The sequence below is a fragment of the Streptomyces sp. NPDC047049 genome (genome assembly GCF_040643995.1).
Taxonomy (GTDB): Bacteria; Actinomycetota; Actinomycetes; order Streptomycetales; family Streptomycetaceae; genus Streptomyces; species Streptomyces mooreae.
The window spans coordinates 1-17626 of sequence record NZ_JBEYVM010000009.1 but is presented as its reverse complement, the minus strand read 5'-3'; the positions used below and the strand labels follow the sequence as shown (position 1 = coordinate 17626).

11 protein-coding genes are annotated in these 17626 nt (G+C 68.3%); 4 read left to right on the top strand and 7 right to left on the bottom strand.

All coding sequences use genetic code 11. The features are described from left to right. Positions 1-40 precede the first annotated feature (40 nt). From ABZ851_RS20935 to ABZ851_RS20915, 5 genes are all read right to left on the bottom strand, one after another. On the bottom strand, positions 41-589 hold the full coding sequence (locus tag ABZ851_RS20935; RefSeq protein WP_361129626.1) for an isochorismatase family cysteine hydrolase: 549 nt from the start codon (positions 587-589) through the stop codon (positions 41-43). Then, a complete protein-coding gene (locus ABZ851_RS20930) occupies positions 586-1296 on the bottom strand; it encodes an aminotransferase class IV (protein ID WP_361129623.1) in 711 nt (236 codons plus the stop codon). Before ABZ851_RS20930 ends, ABZ851_RS20935 begins: the two co-directional genes overlap by 4 nt. 98 nt (positions 1297-1394) lie before the next feature. Further along, positions 1395-2870, bottom strand: coding sequence for an AMP-binding protein (locus tag ABZ851_RS20925; RefSeq protein ID WP_361129620.1), 1476 nt, complete (start codon positions 2868-2870; stop codon positions 1395-1397). Next, on the bottom strand, positions 2864-4993 hold the full coding sequence (pabB, locus tag ABZ851_RS20920) for an aminodeoxychorismate synthase component I (protein WP_361129617.1): 2130 nt from the start codon (positions 4991-4993) through the stop codon (positions 2864-2866). Before pabB ends, ABZ851_RS20925 begins: the two co-directional genes overlap by 7 nt. A gap of 41 nt (positions 4994-5034) precedes the next feature. Beyond that, positions 5035-6276, bottom strand: coding sequence for a 3-deoxy-7-phosphoheptulonate synthase (locus tag ABZ851_RS20915; RefSeq protein ID WP_361129614.1), 1242 nt, complete (start codon positions 6274-6276; stop codon positions 5035-5037). A gap of 350 nt (positions 6277-6626) precedes the next feature. Between ABZ851_RS20915 and asnB the strand changes: the two genes are divergently transcribed. The 4 genes from asnB (at position 6627) to ABZ851_RS20895 (ending at position 12509) form a co-directional block, all read left to right on the top strand. Then, a complete protein-coding gene (gene asnB, locus ABZ851_RS20910; RefSeq protein ID WP_361129611.1) occupies positions 6627-8510 on the top strand; it encodes an asparagine synthase (glutamine-hydrolyzing) in 1884 nt (627 codons plus the stop codon). A 15-nt stretch (positions 8511-8525) separates the two neighbouring features. After that, positions 8526-9227 (top strand): methyltransferase, encoded by a 702-nt coding sequence (locus ABZ851_RS20905; RefSeq protein WP_361129608.1) that lies wholly within the window; start codon positions 8526-8528, stop codon positions 9225-9227. 27 nt (positions 9228-9254) lie between these two features. Further along, a complete protein-coding gene (locus ABZ851_RS20900) occupies positions 9255-10196 on the top strand; it encodes a diiron oxygenase (RefSeq protein WP_361129605.1) in 942 nt (313 codons plus the stop codon). A gap of 1386 nt (positions 10197-11582) precedes the next feature. Next, positions 11583-12509, top strand: a complete 927-nt coding sequence (locus tag ABZ851_RS20895; protein ID WP_361129602.1) for a LuxR C-terminal-related transcriptional regulator — start codon at positions 11583-11585, stop codon at positions 12507-12509. 32 nt (positions 12510-12541) lie between these two features. Here ABZ851_RS20895 and ABZ851_RS20890 read toward each other — a convergent pair whose 3' ends face one another. Next, the gene (locus ABZ851_RS20890) at positions 12542-12952 is read right to left on the bottom strand and encodes a helix-turn-helix domain-containing protein (protein ID WP_361129599.1); all 411 of its coding nucleotides are present in this window, start codon (positions 12950-12952) and stop codon (positions 12542-12544) included. 5 nt (positions 12953-12957) lie between these two features. Further along, a complete protein-coding gene (locus ABZ851_RS20885; RefSeq protein WP_361129596.1) occupies positions 12958-17559 on the bottom strand; it encodes an SDR family NAD(P)-dependent oxidoreductase in 4602 nt (1533 codons plus the stop codon). Between the last annotated feature and the right edge of the window lie 67 nt (positions 17560-17626).

Genomic DNA, 17626 nt, shown 5'->3' with positions numbered 1-17626 from the left:
CACCTGGCTTCCCCTGGTTGAGGGAGTGCGCGTGTCCTCGTCAGACCGTTGCGGAGGGGTGAGCCGAGCCCCACAGGGAGTTCACGGTGGTCAGCTGCTCCGCTCCGACCAGCCGTGCGGCCAGCGCGAGCCCCGCCTCATGGGCCGCGGCGCCCGCGTACGTCCCACTCGCGTCGGTGACGATCCGCGGCCTGAAGCCCCGTTCGAAGGCGTCGACGGCCGTCTTCAGCACGCACATCTCCGTCGCTATCCCGCAGATCACGAACTCCGTCCACCCGCGGAGCCGGACCAGCTCGTCCATGTCCTTGGTGAACGCGGAGTACTGGACCTTGTCCACCACAGCGGCGGAGCGGGCCGCGTGGTCCGTGAGTTCGGCGATCAGCTCGTTCTCCGGAGGCGACCGGAATCCGCTCCAGTGCATGAGCCGCTCGTAGGGTGAACCCGGCGGGTTGAGGAACCGGGTGAAGACGACATCCCGCCCGGTGCGCTCCCAGCGCTCGACCAAGTCGACCACGGTGGGCACGAGGGAGGCCGTCTCCGCGGTGATGAATCCGTTCTGTATGTCGACGACCACCAGGACTTCGGTCACGCCCGCACCTCGGTACTCTCGCCGGCCAGCCATTGCTGCCATGCGGGGGCACGGAGGGCAGGTCCCGGCCGCATCGACGCCCCTACCCAGGACCGCACCGGCCTGATGCCGTGCAGTGCGTTCACCAGCCACACCTCTTTTCCCGCCAGCTCTCCCACCGGTACCTGCCGCTGCCCGACCGGAACACCGAGCTGCGCGGCCCGTTCCTGGATCACCGCCGTGGTGACCCCACCCAGCACGGGCAGTTCCGGGGACGGCACGCAGAGCCGGTCCCCGTCCCACCACAGCACGCTCGCAAATCCGGCTTCCAGGACCACGCCCGACTCCGTGGTGAGCAGTGCTTCCTGCGCTCCCCTTTCCACCGCCCGCCCGCGCAGCGCGCCGAGTACGTCGAGGTCGGGTCCCTTCAGATGCGCCGCCGTCCTGGGATCGGTGGTGTCCGACACCCACACCGTCACCTGCCCGCCCCGTGCCGGTGACGGCCGGACCCGCACACGCAGCTCGACCGGATCCTCAGCGGACAGCTCGACGCGGGGGAACCAGTCGCCGGCCAGGGGGAGCTTGCCGAGGGCAGCCTGCCAGAACGCCGCTGCGGTCTCCCGGGACACGCTCCCCACTTCGGCACAGCCCCGCAGGAACCGTTGCCGGTGCAGGTCGATGCGCCGCACGCGGCCGCCGCTGAGCAGCCAGGAATCGGCCAGAGACAACCGTGTCCGTGTCGTGGGATCCGTCGGGTCCGCCGGCAGCAACGAGCCCTCCCGCCACACGAACACCTGGTCCCCTCCCGGGGGCGGGCCCACTGCGCTCACCACTTCCCGCTTCTGAGGATGTGCCTGCGCAGCTTCCCGTTGGGCGTGCGGGGGAGTGCGTCCACCAGGTGCACGACGCGCGGGACCTTGTGGGGCGCGAGCCTGCCGCGCGCCAGGGCGACGAGCTCGGCCGGCAGGGAATCAGGACGGCCGGCCGGGTCACCGGGCACGACGAAGGCGTGCAGCTGGGTGATGCCCTGGGCATCCGCGAGCACGGTCACGCCGACTTCCTTCACCGCGGAATGCTCGCCCAGCACGGCCTCCACCTCCAGCGGGGAGACGGTCACGCCACCGACCATTTCCATGTCGTCGGCGCGACCGGTGTGCCGGTAGGCCCCGTCCTTGCCCCGCACCACGCGGTCGTGGGTGGCGAGCCAGCCGTCCACCAGCGTCCGCGCCGTGTCCTGGGGCCGGTTGAGGTAGGCGGCCATCACCGTGGGTCCGCTGACCCACAGGTCACCCTCGACCTCGTCGGCCACCGGATTGCCTGCCTTGTCACGCACGTCGAGCCGGTAGCCGGGCACGGCGCGGCCGATCGTACCGGGCAGGCAGAAGTCCACTCCGTTGGCGCAGAAGGCGTGGCCGACCTCGGTCGAGCCCAGTTGGTCCAGCACCGGCGCGGACAGGAACCCGGAGATCCTTCGGCCCAGGCCCGGAGACAGGTTCTCGCCTGCCGACACAGCGGCACGAACGGTGGCGAACGCCGAGGGGTCACCGCTGCTGATCAGGTGGGCGTAGGCGGACGGCACGGCGTAGAGCAGGGTGACGCCGTGGCGAGCGATCGCTTCGCGCACCGCCCCCGGCGTCTGCCGGTCGCCGAGCAGCACGACGGAGGAACCGGTGTACAGCGGGAAGGCGAAGGCGTTCCCGAACCCGTAGGCGTAGAACAGCTTCGACAAGGACAGACCGACGTCGTCCGGACCGATGTGGAAGACCTCCTCGCCCACCGCACTCGCATAGACGGCCACGTCCTGGTGGCGGTGCGGCACCCCCTTGGGGACGCCGGTCGTCCCTGACGTGTACTGCACGTAGAGACGCGCGTCGGGGGCGAGCGGCCGGGGCTCGGTGGCCGGTGCGTGTTCGGCTGCCGTCATCAGCGAGTCGAGGTCCAGCACTGCGGTGCCGTCGAAGCCGCCCGCCCGTTCCGCCGTGGTCACCACCAGCGCTGCCTTGCAGTCGTCGACGATGAACCGATGGCCGTCGGCGGTCAGGTCGGGATTGACGAGGACCGCGGTCGCGCCGAGGACGGCGGTGCCGAGGAACGCGGTGATCCACCCGATCCCGTCGGGCAGCGCGACCACCACGTGTTCGCCCGGCCGGACCCCGTGATCCGCCAGAACCGTCGAGGCCCTGGCCGCCAGCTCGTGCACCTGCCCATGAGTCCAGGTGCGTTCGGCGGTGTGTACCGCGGGGCGGTCGAGCCAGCCCGATCGCGTGGCCCGCTCGGCCAGGTCAGCAGCTATGTTCACCATTGTGCAGTCCTTGTCGGTCCGGCGCCCGGCAGCTCCACCGGCTGCTCGGCCGCGGAGAACAGCGCACGGAGCGGCGCCGCGGCCTTGAGCAGCACCTCCGCGTACTCCTCTTCCGGGTCGGAATCCAGCACGATCGCTCCGCCGGCACCGAGGTGCATCATTCCGTCGGCGAAGACCACCGTGCGGATGACGATGTTCAGATCTGCCGTGCCGTTGCAGGACAGGTAGCCCAGCGTCCCGGAGTAGATACCCCGGGCCTGTGTCTCCAGCCCGTCGATGATCTCCATGGTCCGCAGCTTCGGCGCCCCGGTCATGGAACCGCCGGGGAAGCAGGCGCGTACACAGTCCACCGCGTCAGCTCCCGGCCGGAGCTTGCCCCGGACCGTCGAGACGAGCTGGTGGACCGTCGGATAGCTCTCGACCGCCATGAGCTTGGGCACGTGCACACTGCCCACCTCGCAGACCTGCCCGAGGTCATTGCGCAGCAGGTCGACGATCATGAGGTTCTCGGCTTGTGTCTTGGCGCTGTTGGCCAGTTCGTGCTTGAGTTCGGCGTCCTTCGCGGGCACGGCATGGCGCGGGGCCGTCCCCTTGATCGGCTTGGATTCGAGGATGCGCTGCCGGTCCAGCTTCAGGAACCGCTCGGGCGACGAACTCGCGATCTCCACGTCGCCCAGCCGCAGGAAGGAGGCGTACGGCGCCGGGTTGTACCTGCGCAGCCGCCGGTAGAAGTCGAAGGCGTCCTCGACGGCAGGGAGCTCGGCGGCGGTGGTCAGGCAGATTTCGTAGCTCTCTCCCGCCACGAGTGCGTCCTTGCACCGTGCGATGTCGTCCAGGTACTGCTGCCGGTCCCGCATCAGCCACGGCTCGACCAGCGCCTCGTCCGTGATCTCCGTGGTCACCAACCGCACCGGTTCGGCGGGCGGAAGCTCGCGCAGGGAGGTGAGGGTGTCGTCGAGCCAGTGGTTGGCGGACAACTCGCCCTCCACGCTGTTCTCGGCGAGACACAGCAGGTAGGTCAGACAGTCATGGTGGTCCACGACAACGAGCCGGTCGGCGAACAGCCAGCCGGCATCCGGTGTCCGGGCCCGGTGACGGTTGGGCGAACCGAGGCCGGCCTTGAGTTCGTAACCGAAGTAGCCCACGTAGCCGCAGGCGAAGTCGAACGGCAGCCCGGCCCGGTCGGTCCGGCGCTGACGGAGCTGGTCTTGAAGGTAGTCGAAGACGTCGCCGGGTATGCGGCGGGGGAGTTGGCCCTGCCGTTCGACGTGCACCACGTCCTCGGCGCTGTCATAGCGCACGAACTCGGCCAGCGGGCCGCTGCCGTCGCCGAGGAAGGAGAAACGGCCCCGCCCGGGGTCGGTTTGGGCACTGTCCAGCCAGAAGGCCCGCGAGGAGTCGGCGAACAGATGGGAGAAGGCCGACTCGGTGTCCACGGTGGACTCGAAGAGGCTGACGTGCAGCCGGTACTCCGTGTTGTGCGGCACCGCGACGTCCGCCGCGGCCGGGCGTGGCCGGCTGGTGACCGGCACCGGACGCGGCCGGCGTTCGATCGTGAGGTCCCGGAAGTTGGCGATGAGCTCCGGTCCGAATTCGCTGGCTATCGACTCGGGATGGAACTGGACTCCCCACAGCGGCCGGTGCCGGTGGCGGAGCGCCATCAGTACGCCGTCCTCGGACCAGCCCATGCCTTCGAGTTCGTCCGGCAGCGGTTCCTGCACGCACAGTGAGTGGTACCGCACCGCGGTGAAATGCTGCGGCAGCCCACGGAAGAGATCCCGCCCGTCATGACGGACGGTCGTCAGATGACCGTGCTTGGGGGCCGGCGCGGGTACCACCTCGGCCCGCGAGCCGAGTGCGATCCCCTGGTGTCCGAGGCACACGCCCAGCACCGGCACGGTCGCCTCGGCCAGCACGCGCGCGGCGATGCCGAAATCCCGTTCCCTGCCGGGGTGTCCGGGCCCCGGGGAGATGACCACGTTGTCGAACGTGTCCCATGCCGGGGCGTCGCTTCCGGGGACGTCGTTGCGCACCACCGTCGGCTCCTCGCCATTGACGACGGCAAGCAGCTGGAACAGGTTGTACGTATAGGAGTCGTAATTGTCGATCAGCAGAGTCCTCATTGAGGCCGCTCCTCCCTAGCCGTGTGCCCCGCCGTTTCGGATCAGTGACGGGCGGCCAGATCCGCCACCGCTTCGGTCACCTGCATCGCCTGAGTGTCGTTGAGACGGGGATCGCACAGCGACCGGTAGCCGAGTGCCACATCGGCTTCGTCGGCCGGGCCGCCAGGGCCGACACACTCCGTCACCCGGTCGCCGGTGACCTCGAGGTGCACTCCACCGGGCCACTGGCCCGCGCGTCCCAGCACCTCGAAGAACCCGGCGAGTTCGTCGAGGATGTCCTTGGTGTGCCGGGTCTTGATCCCGTGGGAGGTGACGACCGTGTTGGCGTGCATGGGATCGCAGACCCAGGTCACCGGGTGGCCTGAACGACGTGTCACATCGATGAGTTCCGGGAGCCGTTCCCGGACCCGCCGCGCGCCGAGCCGGACGACCAACGTGAGCCGCCCGGGCCGCCGGTGCGGATCGAGGCGTTCGCACAGCTCCAGCAATTCCTCGTTGCCGATGCCGGCGCCGACCTTGCACGCGACTGGATTGATCACGGCCGACAGCAGGGACACATGAGCACCGTCGGGCTGCCTGGTCCGCTCACCGATCCACGGCAGGTGCGTCGAACCGGCGAACCACTCGCCCGTGACCGGGTCGAACCGGGTGAGGGGCTCCTCGTAGTCGAGTACCAGGGCCTCGTGGCTCGCCCACAACCGGTCCCGCCCCGTCGTGGCGTCGAGCTGCTGCAACCGGTCCAGCACCATGCGAGCGGTCTGGTACGCGGCGAGCATACGGAAGGGATCGGAGCGCCTGCTCCGGACGTCGGGCTCGGAGCCGTTGACCAGCAGACCACGGAAGATCGGCAGTGCCGTCCCGTCCACCGTCTCCACGGGCCGCGACCGGGGTTTGGCGAACTGGCCGGCCACCCGCCCGATGGTCAGCGCGGGGAGCTTCAGCCGGGCGGCGACGGTGTCGGCCATCCTTCCGACCAGCCGGTGATCGCTCTCGGCGCCGCGCACCGCATGCCTGCCGAAGGGCTCCGCGCAGGCACCCGCCTGCAGCAGGAATGCCTCGCCGCGCTGCACCTGGGCCATGCGTACGAGCAAGTCTCTGGCCTCGTCGGCACGGACCAGGGCCGGCAGCGCCGACAACCGCCGGCGGACGGCGAGAGCGGTGGCCGGGTCCGGCCAGTCGGGCTGCTGGGCAGCGGGCAGGGAGCCGGCGGTGGGCGACGTCTTTAACGTGGTCCTTTCCCGTGCAAGGGACCGTTGTTCTCCGATGCGGGTCGAGATCGGCATAAGGCGTGCCACTATTCCCCTCTTCCTGCGTATGAGCCTTGTGACGCAGGCCAAGATTATTGGAACACCCCGTTCAATCCGGATTCAAGTAGGTACCTTGAGGTACGCGAAAGGTGCAAGAGGCTTCACGCGCGGGCACTCAATTAGGGGCGCGGGGGCACTCGTTAAGTGCGCGGGGGCACTCGTTAAAGGCCGCATGACCTCCCAACCGGGCTCCGGTGCCGCCCGGTTCGGCCATGGCCACGCACCTTGAGGTACGTAGTTGTGCGGCTTCGCTCACGCAAGGTACTTTTCTCACGTATAGCGTCCGCAATTGCGGAATTCCCCGTCGCGCGCAGGCCACCGCTTGCATGGCGTACCCAGGCCAGCGACCAGCGAACTTTCCAGGAGGACGGCTGATGTGCGGTGTCGCCGGATGGGTCAGTTTTCGCCAGGACCTCTCGCATGAGGAGAATATTCTCGCGGGAATGACCAACTCCATGACCTGCCGCGGCCCCGACGCTTCCGGGCAGTGGCTGTCGAGGCATGCGGCCCTCGGGCACCGCCGGTTGTCGATCATCGATCTGCCCGGTGGGACACAGCCCATGACGGTGGATACGCCCGGAGGGCCGGTCACCCTGAGCTACAGCGGCGAGACCTACAATTTCGTCGAGCTGCGCGATGAACTGTGCCGACGCGGTCACACATTCCGGACCAGGAGCGACACCGAGGTCGTGCTGCGCGGATACCTCGAATGGGGTGCGGCAATCGCGGAACGCATGGTGGGAATGTGCGCCATCGCGGTGTGGGATTCCCGGTACGAGCGGCTCACTCTGATCAGGGACCGCATGGGAACGAAGCCCATGCACTACTACCGGACCAAGGACGGCCTGCTCTTCGGATCCGAGCCCAAGGCGATTCTCGCGCACCCCGATGTCAAGCCTGTCGTGGACATGGAGGGAATGCGTCAGCTCTTCAGCTTCTTCACGTCGTCCGAGAACGCCGTATGGGCCGACATGAAGGTGATGACGCCCGGGACGGTCATCGAGTTCGACCGCAACGGGCTGCGCGAGCACACGTACTGGCAGCTGTCCGCCGAGGAGCACACCGACGACCTGGACACGACGGTGGCCCGGGTACGGCAGATGGTGGAAGACAACGTGCGGCACGAGCTGGTCGCCGATGTGCCGCTGGGCCTCCTGCTCTCCGGTGGCCTCGACTCCAGCGCGCTGGCGGGGCTGGCGAGTGGGCACCTGGCCGCCAAGGGGGAGCGGGCCCGTACCTTCTCGGTGGACTTCCCCGGCCAGAGCGAGAACTTCCAGCCCCATGAGATGGCCGACTCCGCCGACGCGCCGTACGCCAAGGAGATGGCCGCGCACATCGGTTCCGAGCACCACGACATCGTGCTCGACCACCGCAGGCTGTCCGACCCCGACCTCAGGCGTGCCGTCGTGGCGGCGTGGGACCTTCCCTGGGGCATGGGCGACATCAACGGCTCGATGTACCTGCTGTTCAAGGCCGTACGTGAGCACGTGACCGTGGCGCTCAGCGGCGAGGCCGCCGACGAGATCTTCGCAGGCCACGTCTGGCACCAGTCGAAAGCCGCGAGGTACGGCAGCACCTTCCCCTGGCACACCACCTGGCTCAAGCGGGTCGACTGCTCCGCCTACCTGACAGGCGATTTCCGGACCGCGCTGGACTCCGAGGCCTACACGGCCGACCGCTTCCAGGAGGCAACCGCGCGCGTGCCGTACCTGGACGGCGAGGACGAGGAACAGCGGATGTACCGGCGGTCGCTGCACCTGGGGCTCAACCACTTCATGCGGGTGCTGGAGGACCGCGTCGACCGGATGGCGATGGCGGTCGGCCTGGAGACGCGCGTGCCGTTCTGCGACTACCGCCTGGCCCAGTACCTGTACAACGTGCCGTGGACCATGCAGACCTTCGACGGCAGGGAGAAGAGCCTGCTGCGCGCCTCGGTCAAGGACGTCGTGACCCGGTCCGTGGTGGAGCGCCGCAAGAGCCCCTACCCGTCCACCCAGGACACGCTGTACTGCGGCGCCCTGCAGGAGCAGGTCAAGATCCTGCTCAAGGAGCCGAACAGCCCGGTATTCGACCTGTTCGACCGGGCCAAGCTCGCCGAGGCGGCCGAGCTGTCGCCGCAGCAGATCGCCGGCGCCCCGCGAGCGGCTTTCGAGAAGGTCCTGGACCTGGCGGTGTGGTTCGAGATCCGCAACCCGGAACTGCGGTACTGACCGTACGGAGGAGCAGTGAGCGACGAGCTCAGTCTGACCCGGGGCTACAACCTGCTCCGGATGAACGCGGACACCGAGAAGCGTGCTGCCACCTTCACCCTGGGCGGCCGCGCATACGATCTGCTGGAGGGCGTCTTCTCGCCGACCCTCTGCCCGTCCACGGAGATCTACGCACAGTGGCTTCCCTACCCCGCGGGCGGCAGTTTCCTGGAGATCGGAGCAGGCGCCGGGGTGATCTCCGTGACCGCGGCCCTCAGCGGCTGTGCCCGGGTGACCGCGCTGGACATCAACGAGACAGCTGTGGAGAACACCCGGCGGAACGTGGCGCGGCACGGTGTCGCCGACCGGGTGCAGGTACTGCACAGCGACATGTATTCCGCCCTGGACCGCCAGACGCGCTTCGACGTGGTGTTCTGGAGTTCCAGCTTTATTGAACCGCCGACGGACTTTGCGCACGAGACTCCCCTGCACCACGCGATATTCGACCCCGGATACGTCATGCACCAGGAGTTCTTGCGGTCGGCGGCCGACCATCTCGAACCCGGCGGCCGACTCCTGCTCGGCTACAGCAACATGGGAAATCGCGCACTCCTCACCGAGGTTGCCGGCAACGCGGGACTGCGGTTCGAGCAGTTGCACGCGGCGCCGCACCCTCAGCTCGCCGATGTCGAATACCAGTTGCTGGAGTTTCATGCGGCAGATCGGCCTGCGAGCTGAAGCAAGAATGGAGACGGGGCGCATCCAGTGAACCGAACAGAAGAATCCGGCTACCGTTCACTTTTCGAACAGTGGGATAACCGGTCCTGGGTGCGCTCGAAACCGCGCAGGAACGGAGCGTTCACCGGCGGACTGCACTACTTTTCCCCCGACCTGTGCCCGCTGCTCGCTCACCCGGAGGTCCGGGCAGCCCCGGAACAGGTCCGGGAGGAGATTCTGGTGCACTCCCTCTACGTATACCTGGAGTTCACGGTTCAGCTGGAACTGGGGCCGGTGAACGAGACGTGCCTGATGTTGCACTCACCGGATTTCTGCCCGTGGCTGCCTGCACAGATGAAGGAAGACCTCCTCCGCATCTACACCGACGAGGCCGCGCACGCGGAGATGTCGCACACCCTGCTGGCGACGGTCCGGGATCACACCGGTGTGGAACCGGTTCCCCACCGGCCGTACTTCCTGCAGGAACTCTCCCGCCTGTATGCGGCGGAACTTCCGGTGTACCGGCCCCTGGTGAAGCTGTTCTTCTCCATCGTCTCCGAGACGTTGATCACCGGGAGTCTGACCAAGCTGCCGAAGGATCCCTCGGTGCAGCAGGCGGTACGGGATCTGGCCGCCGACCACGCGACGGACGAGGGCCTGCACCATGCCTACTTCCGACGTCTTTTCAAGTCGCTCTGGCCGAAGATGCCGGCTCCGCTCCAGACCAAGATCGGGGGCATTCTGCCCGAGATCATTCTGGCATTTCTGCGACCGGACGAAGCCGCGATGACGCAGATGCTCGCCGGCTACCCCGACGTCTTCGGAGATCCGGCGCGCGTGGTGGCCGAGACCGTGGAATTGCCACGGGTCCGCAAAAGCCTCGTCGACAACGCGACCCCCACACTGAGAATGCTGGCCCAGGAAGGTGCGTTCGCCGACCCGGCGATCGCCGCAGCGTTCGACAAGCACGGTCTGCGTCAGAGCGCATGACCCATCGGCTGCGGGCGTGCGGAGTGGGGCATGTGGCCCTTTGTGCCGGCAGGCACGTCGCCGTCCCGACCGCAGAGGCAGGAGACCGTGGTGATCAATGACTACATACTCGCCCTACTGTCCGCACCGCCGGCGGACGCCACGGAGTTCGCCGGCGGGCAGCCGGCATGGTGGATGGAGAACTTGCGGAGGTGGCTTGACCGCGCGGCCGAACTGGACCACGGCTTCCGCTTCGACGAACCCGTACAGGACGAGGACAACCGACGGCTCCGCCTGAGGACCCGTCTGCCCCTGGCATCCACCGTGGACTTCGTGCTCCACACCTCGGCCGACTTCGACGGGCACACGCCCTCTTGCGGCGGTCCGGCGGATGGTGACCTTGTGGTCCATTTCCTGTGCGTGGCGAATCGGCCGGCTGCACCACCGTCACGACCGCGAGGACAAGCCGGCACACCCTGGGCCGGTCGCCAGGGTCTCCTCGTCGTGGAGCCCGGCTGGGCTGCCGCCGTGCTCGTGGCGCACTCGGCCCCGTTGTTCTGGGGCGCCTCGGCGCGCGAGGAGAACAAATCACTACTGGACAGTATGCGTCCCGGTGCCCGCGGCGCAGGAGACCCGTGAATCGCGTCCACTCCATTTGTTAAAAGAATCTGAACTCTTGTGAGGGCATGAGCAGTCGGCCCCGGATCGTGGACGACGCCTTGTGGGTGCTGGTCGAGCCGTTACTGCCGCCTTGGCCCGAGCGGTCGCCGGGCCCACGGCCGGTGGCGGTGGTGGCGGGCCCTTTCCACCCTGTCCCGCAAGGACGCCCCGACAGCAAAGGCACCGGGCAAACCCCGCTTCGTCGTCGAGCAGACCCTCGCTCTGCCCCCCACTTCAAGCGTTTCGCTGTCGGCTGGGAACCCCGCCGAACTCCACGGCGTCTTAGTCTCTTTGGCCTGTAGCGCCATCTGACGGCGACACGCCAAGAAAGCCCACTCATGATCGTGTGACAAACTCTTCGGAAGTGATAACGTTCCGAACTGTCGGGGGATTCGTCACACTTGGAGCAGGGTCATGCAAGTTTACCCTCAACGTATCCTTCGCGAGACGCACCACATTCCGCCCGCGGATTGTCCGACCTGGCTGTGCATGCAGTCCTCGATGGAGAAATGGGTTAACGGCCAGCCGAAACACGCTTTAAATTTGGCCCGGGAAGCCGCACGCCGCGGAATTCACTGTACATCCGAATGGGATGTACCGCTGCAGGCCGAGATATGGCTCGCCACGCTGACCATCACCTTGCGTCAACACGGCGAAGCCGAACGCAGCATTGCCGCTGCTGAGCATTCCGCTATGGTTACCGGAAATCACCGGCACCAAGCCGTTCTCACACTTCTCCGCGCCGCATTGAACTGGAATCTGGGCAGGGTTTCCACGGCGCTCGAACAGGCGAGATCCGTCCTGGGAGCACCTGAGGAGACGGCGAAAAGCTGGAAGCCCTACGCCCGTGTGCTCCTGGCCCTGGGCGCGCTGAGACGGGCCGACCTGCGCACCGCCGGCGCGTATGCGCGGCAGGCCGCGATGGACTGGGCGCTCGGGAACACCCACGGTCCGGCCTGTGCGTGGATGGTGGTGCAGACAACCGAGGCGGAGCACGGTGCGGAGGCGGCCGTCCCCCTGGTGGACCAGCTCATCTCACCGGGCCAGGCCCGCGAGCGACTTCTGCTGACGGACCCGGCGGCGGCAGCGTGGCTGGCACGCTTCATGGTGCTCCGCAACAGGAGAAACGCCGAAGCGATCGCGGTCACCGCCCGGACGCTCGCCACCCGGGGCGGGGGTCTGCCGGCGCTGGAGGCGGCCGCCCGTCATGCCGAAGGACTGGTCCACCGCAGCGCCGCGGATCTGCTCTTCGCCGCCGACCACCACCCCGATCCCTGGGCCGCTGCCTCCGCACGGGAAGACCTCGGAGTGATGCTCGCCGCACAAGGGTCCTCGGGCCGGGCCGTCACCGTTCTGGAACACGCCGCGGCCGGGTACCTCACCGCGCAGTCCCCCAGGGACGTGGCCCGGCTCCAGCGCAGGCTCCACCGGCTCGGCCGCAGCTACGACCACGCGGACCGGCCCCAGGAACCCGGCACGGGAATCCTGGGCCTGACGAAAACCGAGACCGCCGTGGCCGAGCTGGTCGCACTGGGACTTTCCAACGCACAGGCCGCCCAGAAGTTATTCATTTCCCGGCACACCGTTGCCCACCACTTGCGGAGCATCTTCAAGAAGCTCCACATATCGTCTCGTGTCGAGCTCGCCCGAACCTGGATGGAAAGCTGCAGATAGTACGTCGGGACCGGCACTCCGTCGCGCGCACCCTACTCTTTCATGAATTCCATCTCCCGCTTCGTCCAGTCGAAGTCGGTCCGCGCGTCGACTATTTTCTGCTCATGCTCATCGAGCCATTCCCGGACGCCGTTGACGAGCTGGAGCAGGGTCACCCCCAGCTCGGTCAGCTCGTATCCGACCAATCTGCCGGTGGAATTCTTCAACGAATTAAGAGGGCCCCTGACGTACCCGTCACGCTGAAGCTTGTGAAGCGTTTCGATGAGCACCTTGTGATTGATTCCTTCGAGCCGCCGGGTGAGCTCGTTGAACCGGCGCTTACCTCCGTCTAATTCGGCCATAACCTCAAGTGACCACCTCGCGGAAAGGGTGCACAGAACTTCCTTGATGGGAATTTCTGTGCCTTTCCGTATCGGTGCTGGTTCATGGATTGACTGTGTCACTGGGATCACCGCTTATTGCTGTGTCGATCGCTGTTGATCACTTGGGAAGAACATTTTCGAAGCCAGTCCTCAACGAAACCGGCGGCGAGGTCACTGTGCTGCTCCAGCATGGTGAAGTGGTTGCCGGGAACATCCAGCGCGACATGGTCCAGGGGCCAGGAGGTCCGCCACTGATCTCCGTCCGCCTCCGCCCCCCGGGCCATCGATTCCGACGCCCGCAGGAACAAGGTGGGCGCGTCGACGACGGCGGGCTTCCACCCCTGGAACAGCCTCAGATACGCGCCCATCGCGGTCAGGCGGGTGTCGTCGACCGGAACATGTACGTCGTTGCGCTCCAGGATCGCCGACATCAATGGGGGGGCGATGGCATCTTGGCCGTCGCCTTCGGTCAGATCGAGCACGTCGGCCAGCACCACCCCTGCCGGCCCCGTCCCCTGTGCCTCCAGGTGTGCGGCCAGCGCATGGGCCAGAATGCCGCCGGTGGAATGGCCCAACAGCACGAACGGCTCCGTGCGGCGGGCCTCTCCGAGCCCTGAGGCCAACGCTTCCAGCACCGCCTGCTGAGTTGCCGGCACCTGCTCATCACGGCTGAAGCCCGGCAGCGGCAGCGCCCACACATCGCGTTCCCCCCGGAACGGAGCGGCCAGGCGGGCGTATTGGTGCGGCCCGGATACCGCCAGCATCGAGGGCACACAGATCAGGGCAGGTCCACGGCCCCCCTCGCTGAGCCGCACGGGATTGCTCGCCACGCCGGTGTGGAAGGCGGGCCTGAACCGCGACATCTCGGTGAGCAGTGCCAGGAACGCTCCTGCCTGGTGGGTATCGGTGGCCTGCTGAAGCAGCGTGCCCATCACGAAAGCCGGCGCGTCGGGGGCGGGCGCCCGCTCGGTGAGTTCGTTCCGCAGGTGCCGGGCGAGTGCCAACGGTGTGGAGTGGTCGAACAGTGCCGCCGGCGCAAGCCGCAGCCCTGTTGCCGCGGTGAGCCCGTTCCGTAGTTCGACGGTGGTCAGCGAATCGAAGCCCAGCTCAAGGAACTCCCGGTCTGCCGGGACGTCGTGCGTGGGGCCATGTCCCAGAACCGCGCGGATGTGGGTGCGCAGCAGGTCCAGCAGCACCAGGTCCTGCTGGTCAGCCGGCTGTCCGGCCAGCTGGTCGGACAGGGACGGCCCCGGCTCGGCCGCCACGGCCCGGCGTCCACGGGAGACGAGCCCCTTCAGCAGGTCGGGTGCCAGGACGTCGCTGTCGTCGGCATGTCGCACGGTGGCCAGGTCCAGCCGGATGGGCACCATCACCGGTCTGCCCGCCGCCCGAGCCGCGTCGAACAGCGCCAGGCCCTCCTCGTCGGACAGCGGCCGCACACCGGAACGCTTCATCCTGCGCAGGTCGACCTCCGCGAGGTCCCGGGTCATCGCACCGCTCTGTTCCCATGGCCCCCAGGCGAGCGAGAGCGCCGGAAGACCGGACGCGTGGCGCTGTTCCGCCAGCGCGTCCAGCATCGCGTTGGCAGCCGCGTAGCTGCCCTGGCCCGGCCCGCCGAAGATGCCCGCGGCGGAGGAGAACATCACGAACGCGGACAGGCCGAGGTCCCGGGTCAGTTCGTGCAGGTGGAGCGCGCCGTCCACCTTGGGCCGCAGGACCTGGCTGATCTGCTCTTCGGTCAGTGCCGGGATGACCGCGTCGGCCAGCACACCCGCGGTGTGCACGACGGCGGTGAGCGGCTGGTGGGCGGGTACCGCCCCGAGTACTGCCGACAGCGCCGCCGCATCGGCCACGTCGCAGCGCGCCTGGACGATGTTGCCGCCGAGCGCGGTCAAGTGCTCAGCGAGCTCCCGGTCCGGGTCGCTTCTGCTGACGAGCAGAAGGTTACGGACACCGTGCTCGACGATGAGGTGCCTGGCCAGCAGCCTGGCCAGCGCCCCGTTGCCTCCGGTGATCAGAGTGGTGCCGTCGCGGTCCCAGGCAGCGGCCTGTCCGAGGTCCCGCCCTGCCCTGGCCAGCCGGCGCGCGTGCGCCACACCGGCCCGGATCACCAACTGCGGCTCGGCCGAGGCCAGCGCCGCCGCAACCGCGGTGGCGGAGGCCTCGTGCTCGTCCACGTCGACCAGGGCGAACCTGCCGGGGTTCTCCGACTGGGCCGACCGCACCAGGCCCTGGACCGCGGCCGCGGCGAGGCCGGACCCGTCGTCCGTGCTCCGCGTGAGGAACACCAGGCGGGCGGCGGCGAGCCGTTCGTCGGCCAGCCATGCCTGGAGCAGGGCCAACGTCCCGGCCAGGGCGGTCCGAGCGGTGTCCGCCCGCGGTACCTCGACGACGACCGTCTCCGGTACCGCGACCCCGGACTCGATCTCCGCGACCAGCGCGGCCAGGCCGGGCAGCGAGCGTGCTCCGGTGGGCAGTTCGCCGGTGCCGAGCCGCACGCAGGAAACCGGGGCCGCCGTGACCTGCTCCGGCACCAGGTCCACCTGGAACAGTGCGTTCGAGTGCCCGCTGGACAGCGCCGGGACGGGCCGGGCCGTCAGGGACTCCGCTGCCGCCACCGCCCGTCCGGAGGTGTCGGTCACCAGCACCGACACCGATGCCGGCCCCGTGCGGCGCAACCGTACGCGCAGCGCACGGGCGCCCGTGGCGAACAGCGACACTCCCGTCCAGGCGAACGGCAGCGCCCCGTCCCCGCTCGCGATGTGCAGCGCCGCGTCGAACAAAGCCGGGTGCAGCCCGAAGGAGCCGGCCTCGTCGTGGCGCTCGTCGGGCAGAGCGACCTCGGCGAACAGGTCGTCTCCCTGCCGCCAGGCCGCGCGCAGCCCGCGGAACGCCGGACCGTAGTCGACCCCGTCGTCGGCGAGCCGGTCGTAGAAGCCGCCCAGGTCAACCGCGGTCGCCGACGCCGGCGGCCACTGGGCGAGCTCTTCGCTCCCGGCCTCGACGGCATGCGTCAGGACACCACTGGCGTGGCGTGTCCAGACCCCGTGCTCGGTACTGCCGTACACCCGCACTTCCCGCCGGCCGGCCTCCTCGGGCCCGACGGACACCTGGAGTTCGACCTGGTCCTGTTCGCCCAAGGTCAGCGGTGTTTCGAGGGTCAGCTCCTCGACCGTGGGACTCCCGGCCTGGTCGCCTACGTACAGCAGGAGATCGACGAAGGCCGTTCCGGGCAGCAGGGCTGTGCCGTGGACGAGGTGATCGGCCAGCCAGGTGTGCGTCCGCAGCGACAAGCTGCCGTTGAACACCAGCGTGTCGGGGTCATCGGCAAGGTGTACCGCGTGGGTGAGCAGGGCGTGACCGAGCGCGTCGGCACTCCGTGGCGCGCCGGGCGTGTCGGCCAGCCAGTAGCGCCGGTGTTGGAAGGCATAGGTCGGCAGCGCCTGCCTGCGGTTGCCCGTGTCCTTCCAGAAGGCGGGCCAGTCGACGTGCACACCATGGGTGTGCAGCTGGGAAACGGCGGTGACGATGCTCCGGGGTTCCGGCCGGTCCGCACGCAGCGCGGTGGCGAACACCGTTCCTTCGACGTCGTACAGGCAGTCCTGTCCCATTCCGGAAAGCGCCCCGCTCGCGCCGAGCTCCAGGAAGGCGCGGACGCCTTGGGAGGCAAGCCGGCGCATGCCGTCGTGGAAACGCACGGCTTCCCGTACATGCCGGGCCCAGTAATCCGGGGAGGACAACTGATCGGCAGTGGCAAGAAGCCCCGTCACGTCCGAGACCACCGGGATCCTGGGCGGGTGGAACGTCACGCCGGCGGCCACCCGCCGGAACGCGTCGACCATGTCATCCATATGAGCCGAGTGGAAAGCGTGGGAGACACGCAACCGCTTGGTCTTGCAGCCGCGGCGCTCGAACTCCTCCTTGATGTCGAGCACCGACTGCTCGTCACCGGAGATCACCACGGCCGACGGTCCGTTGATCGCGGCGATGGACACCCGGTCGCCCGCCGCGGCCACGAGCGGAGCGACCTGTTCCTCGGACGCTTGGAGGGCAACCATCGCCCCGCCCCGGGGGAGCGCTTGCATCAGCCGCCCGCGAGCCGCCACCAGTGCGCACGCGTCCGACAGCGAAAGGCAGCCGGCGACATGGACGGCAGCCAGTTCACCTATCGAGTGGCCCAGCAGGAAGTCGGGCTTGAGGCCCCATGAATCGACCAGCCGGAAAAGGGCCACGGAAATCGCGAACAGCGCCGGCTGGGTGTAGCCGGTCTCGTCGAGAAGCCGTGCCGACTCCGAGTCGGGTGCCGCGAACATCACCTGACGCAAGGGGACGTCCAGATGAGGGTCGAACGCGGTGAGGACCGCGTCCAAGGACTCGGCGAACACGGGGAATTCCGCCGCGAGCTGCCTTCCTGCCCCCAGCCGCTGGCTTCCCTGCCCGGGAAACAGGAACGCCGTCCGCCCGGCACGCACACTCGTGCTCTGGGCGGTCCCGAGCGCGGCCAGCAAGTCATCTCGGGTCTCACCCACCACCATGGCCCGGTGCTCGAAGTGTGCCCGCCCCACGGCGAGGGTGTATCCGACGTCGGCGGGGTCGAGTTCGGGGTGGGTGTCCAGGTGGGTGCGCAGGCGGTCGGTCTGATCGCGCAGTGCGTCCGCGCTGCGGCCGGACAGCAGCCATGGCACCACTCCGCCGCTCGTGCGGGCGGGCGGTGGCTCTTCCGGTGGGGCCTGTTCAAGGATGACGTGTGCGTTG

Bases quoted from the DNA above. Each gene is read 5' to 3' on its own strand.
- pabB (WP_361129617.1), bottom strand. From the start codon at position 4,993: ATGAGGACTCTGCTGATCGACAATTACGACTCCTATACGTACAACCTG.
- asnB (WP_361129611.1), top strand. From the start codon at position 6,627: ATGGCGTACCCAGGCCAGCGACCAGCGAACTTTCCAGGAGGACGGCTG.
- ABZ851_RS20925 (WP_361129620.1), bottom strand. From the start codon at position 2,870: ATGGTGAACATAGCTGCTGACCTGGCCGAGCGGGCCACGCGATCGGGC.
- ABZ851_RS20915 (WP_361129614.1), bottom strand. From the start codon at position 6,276: ATGCCGATCTCGACCCGCATCGGAGAACAACGGTCCCTTGCACGGGAA.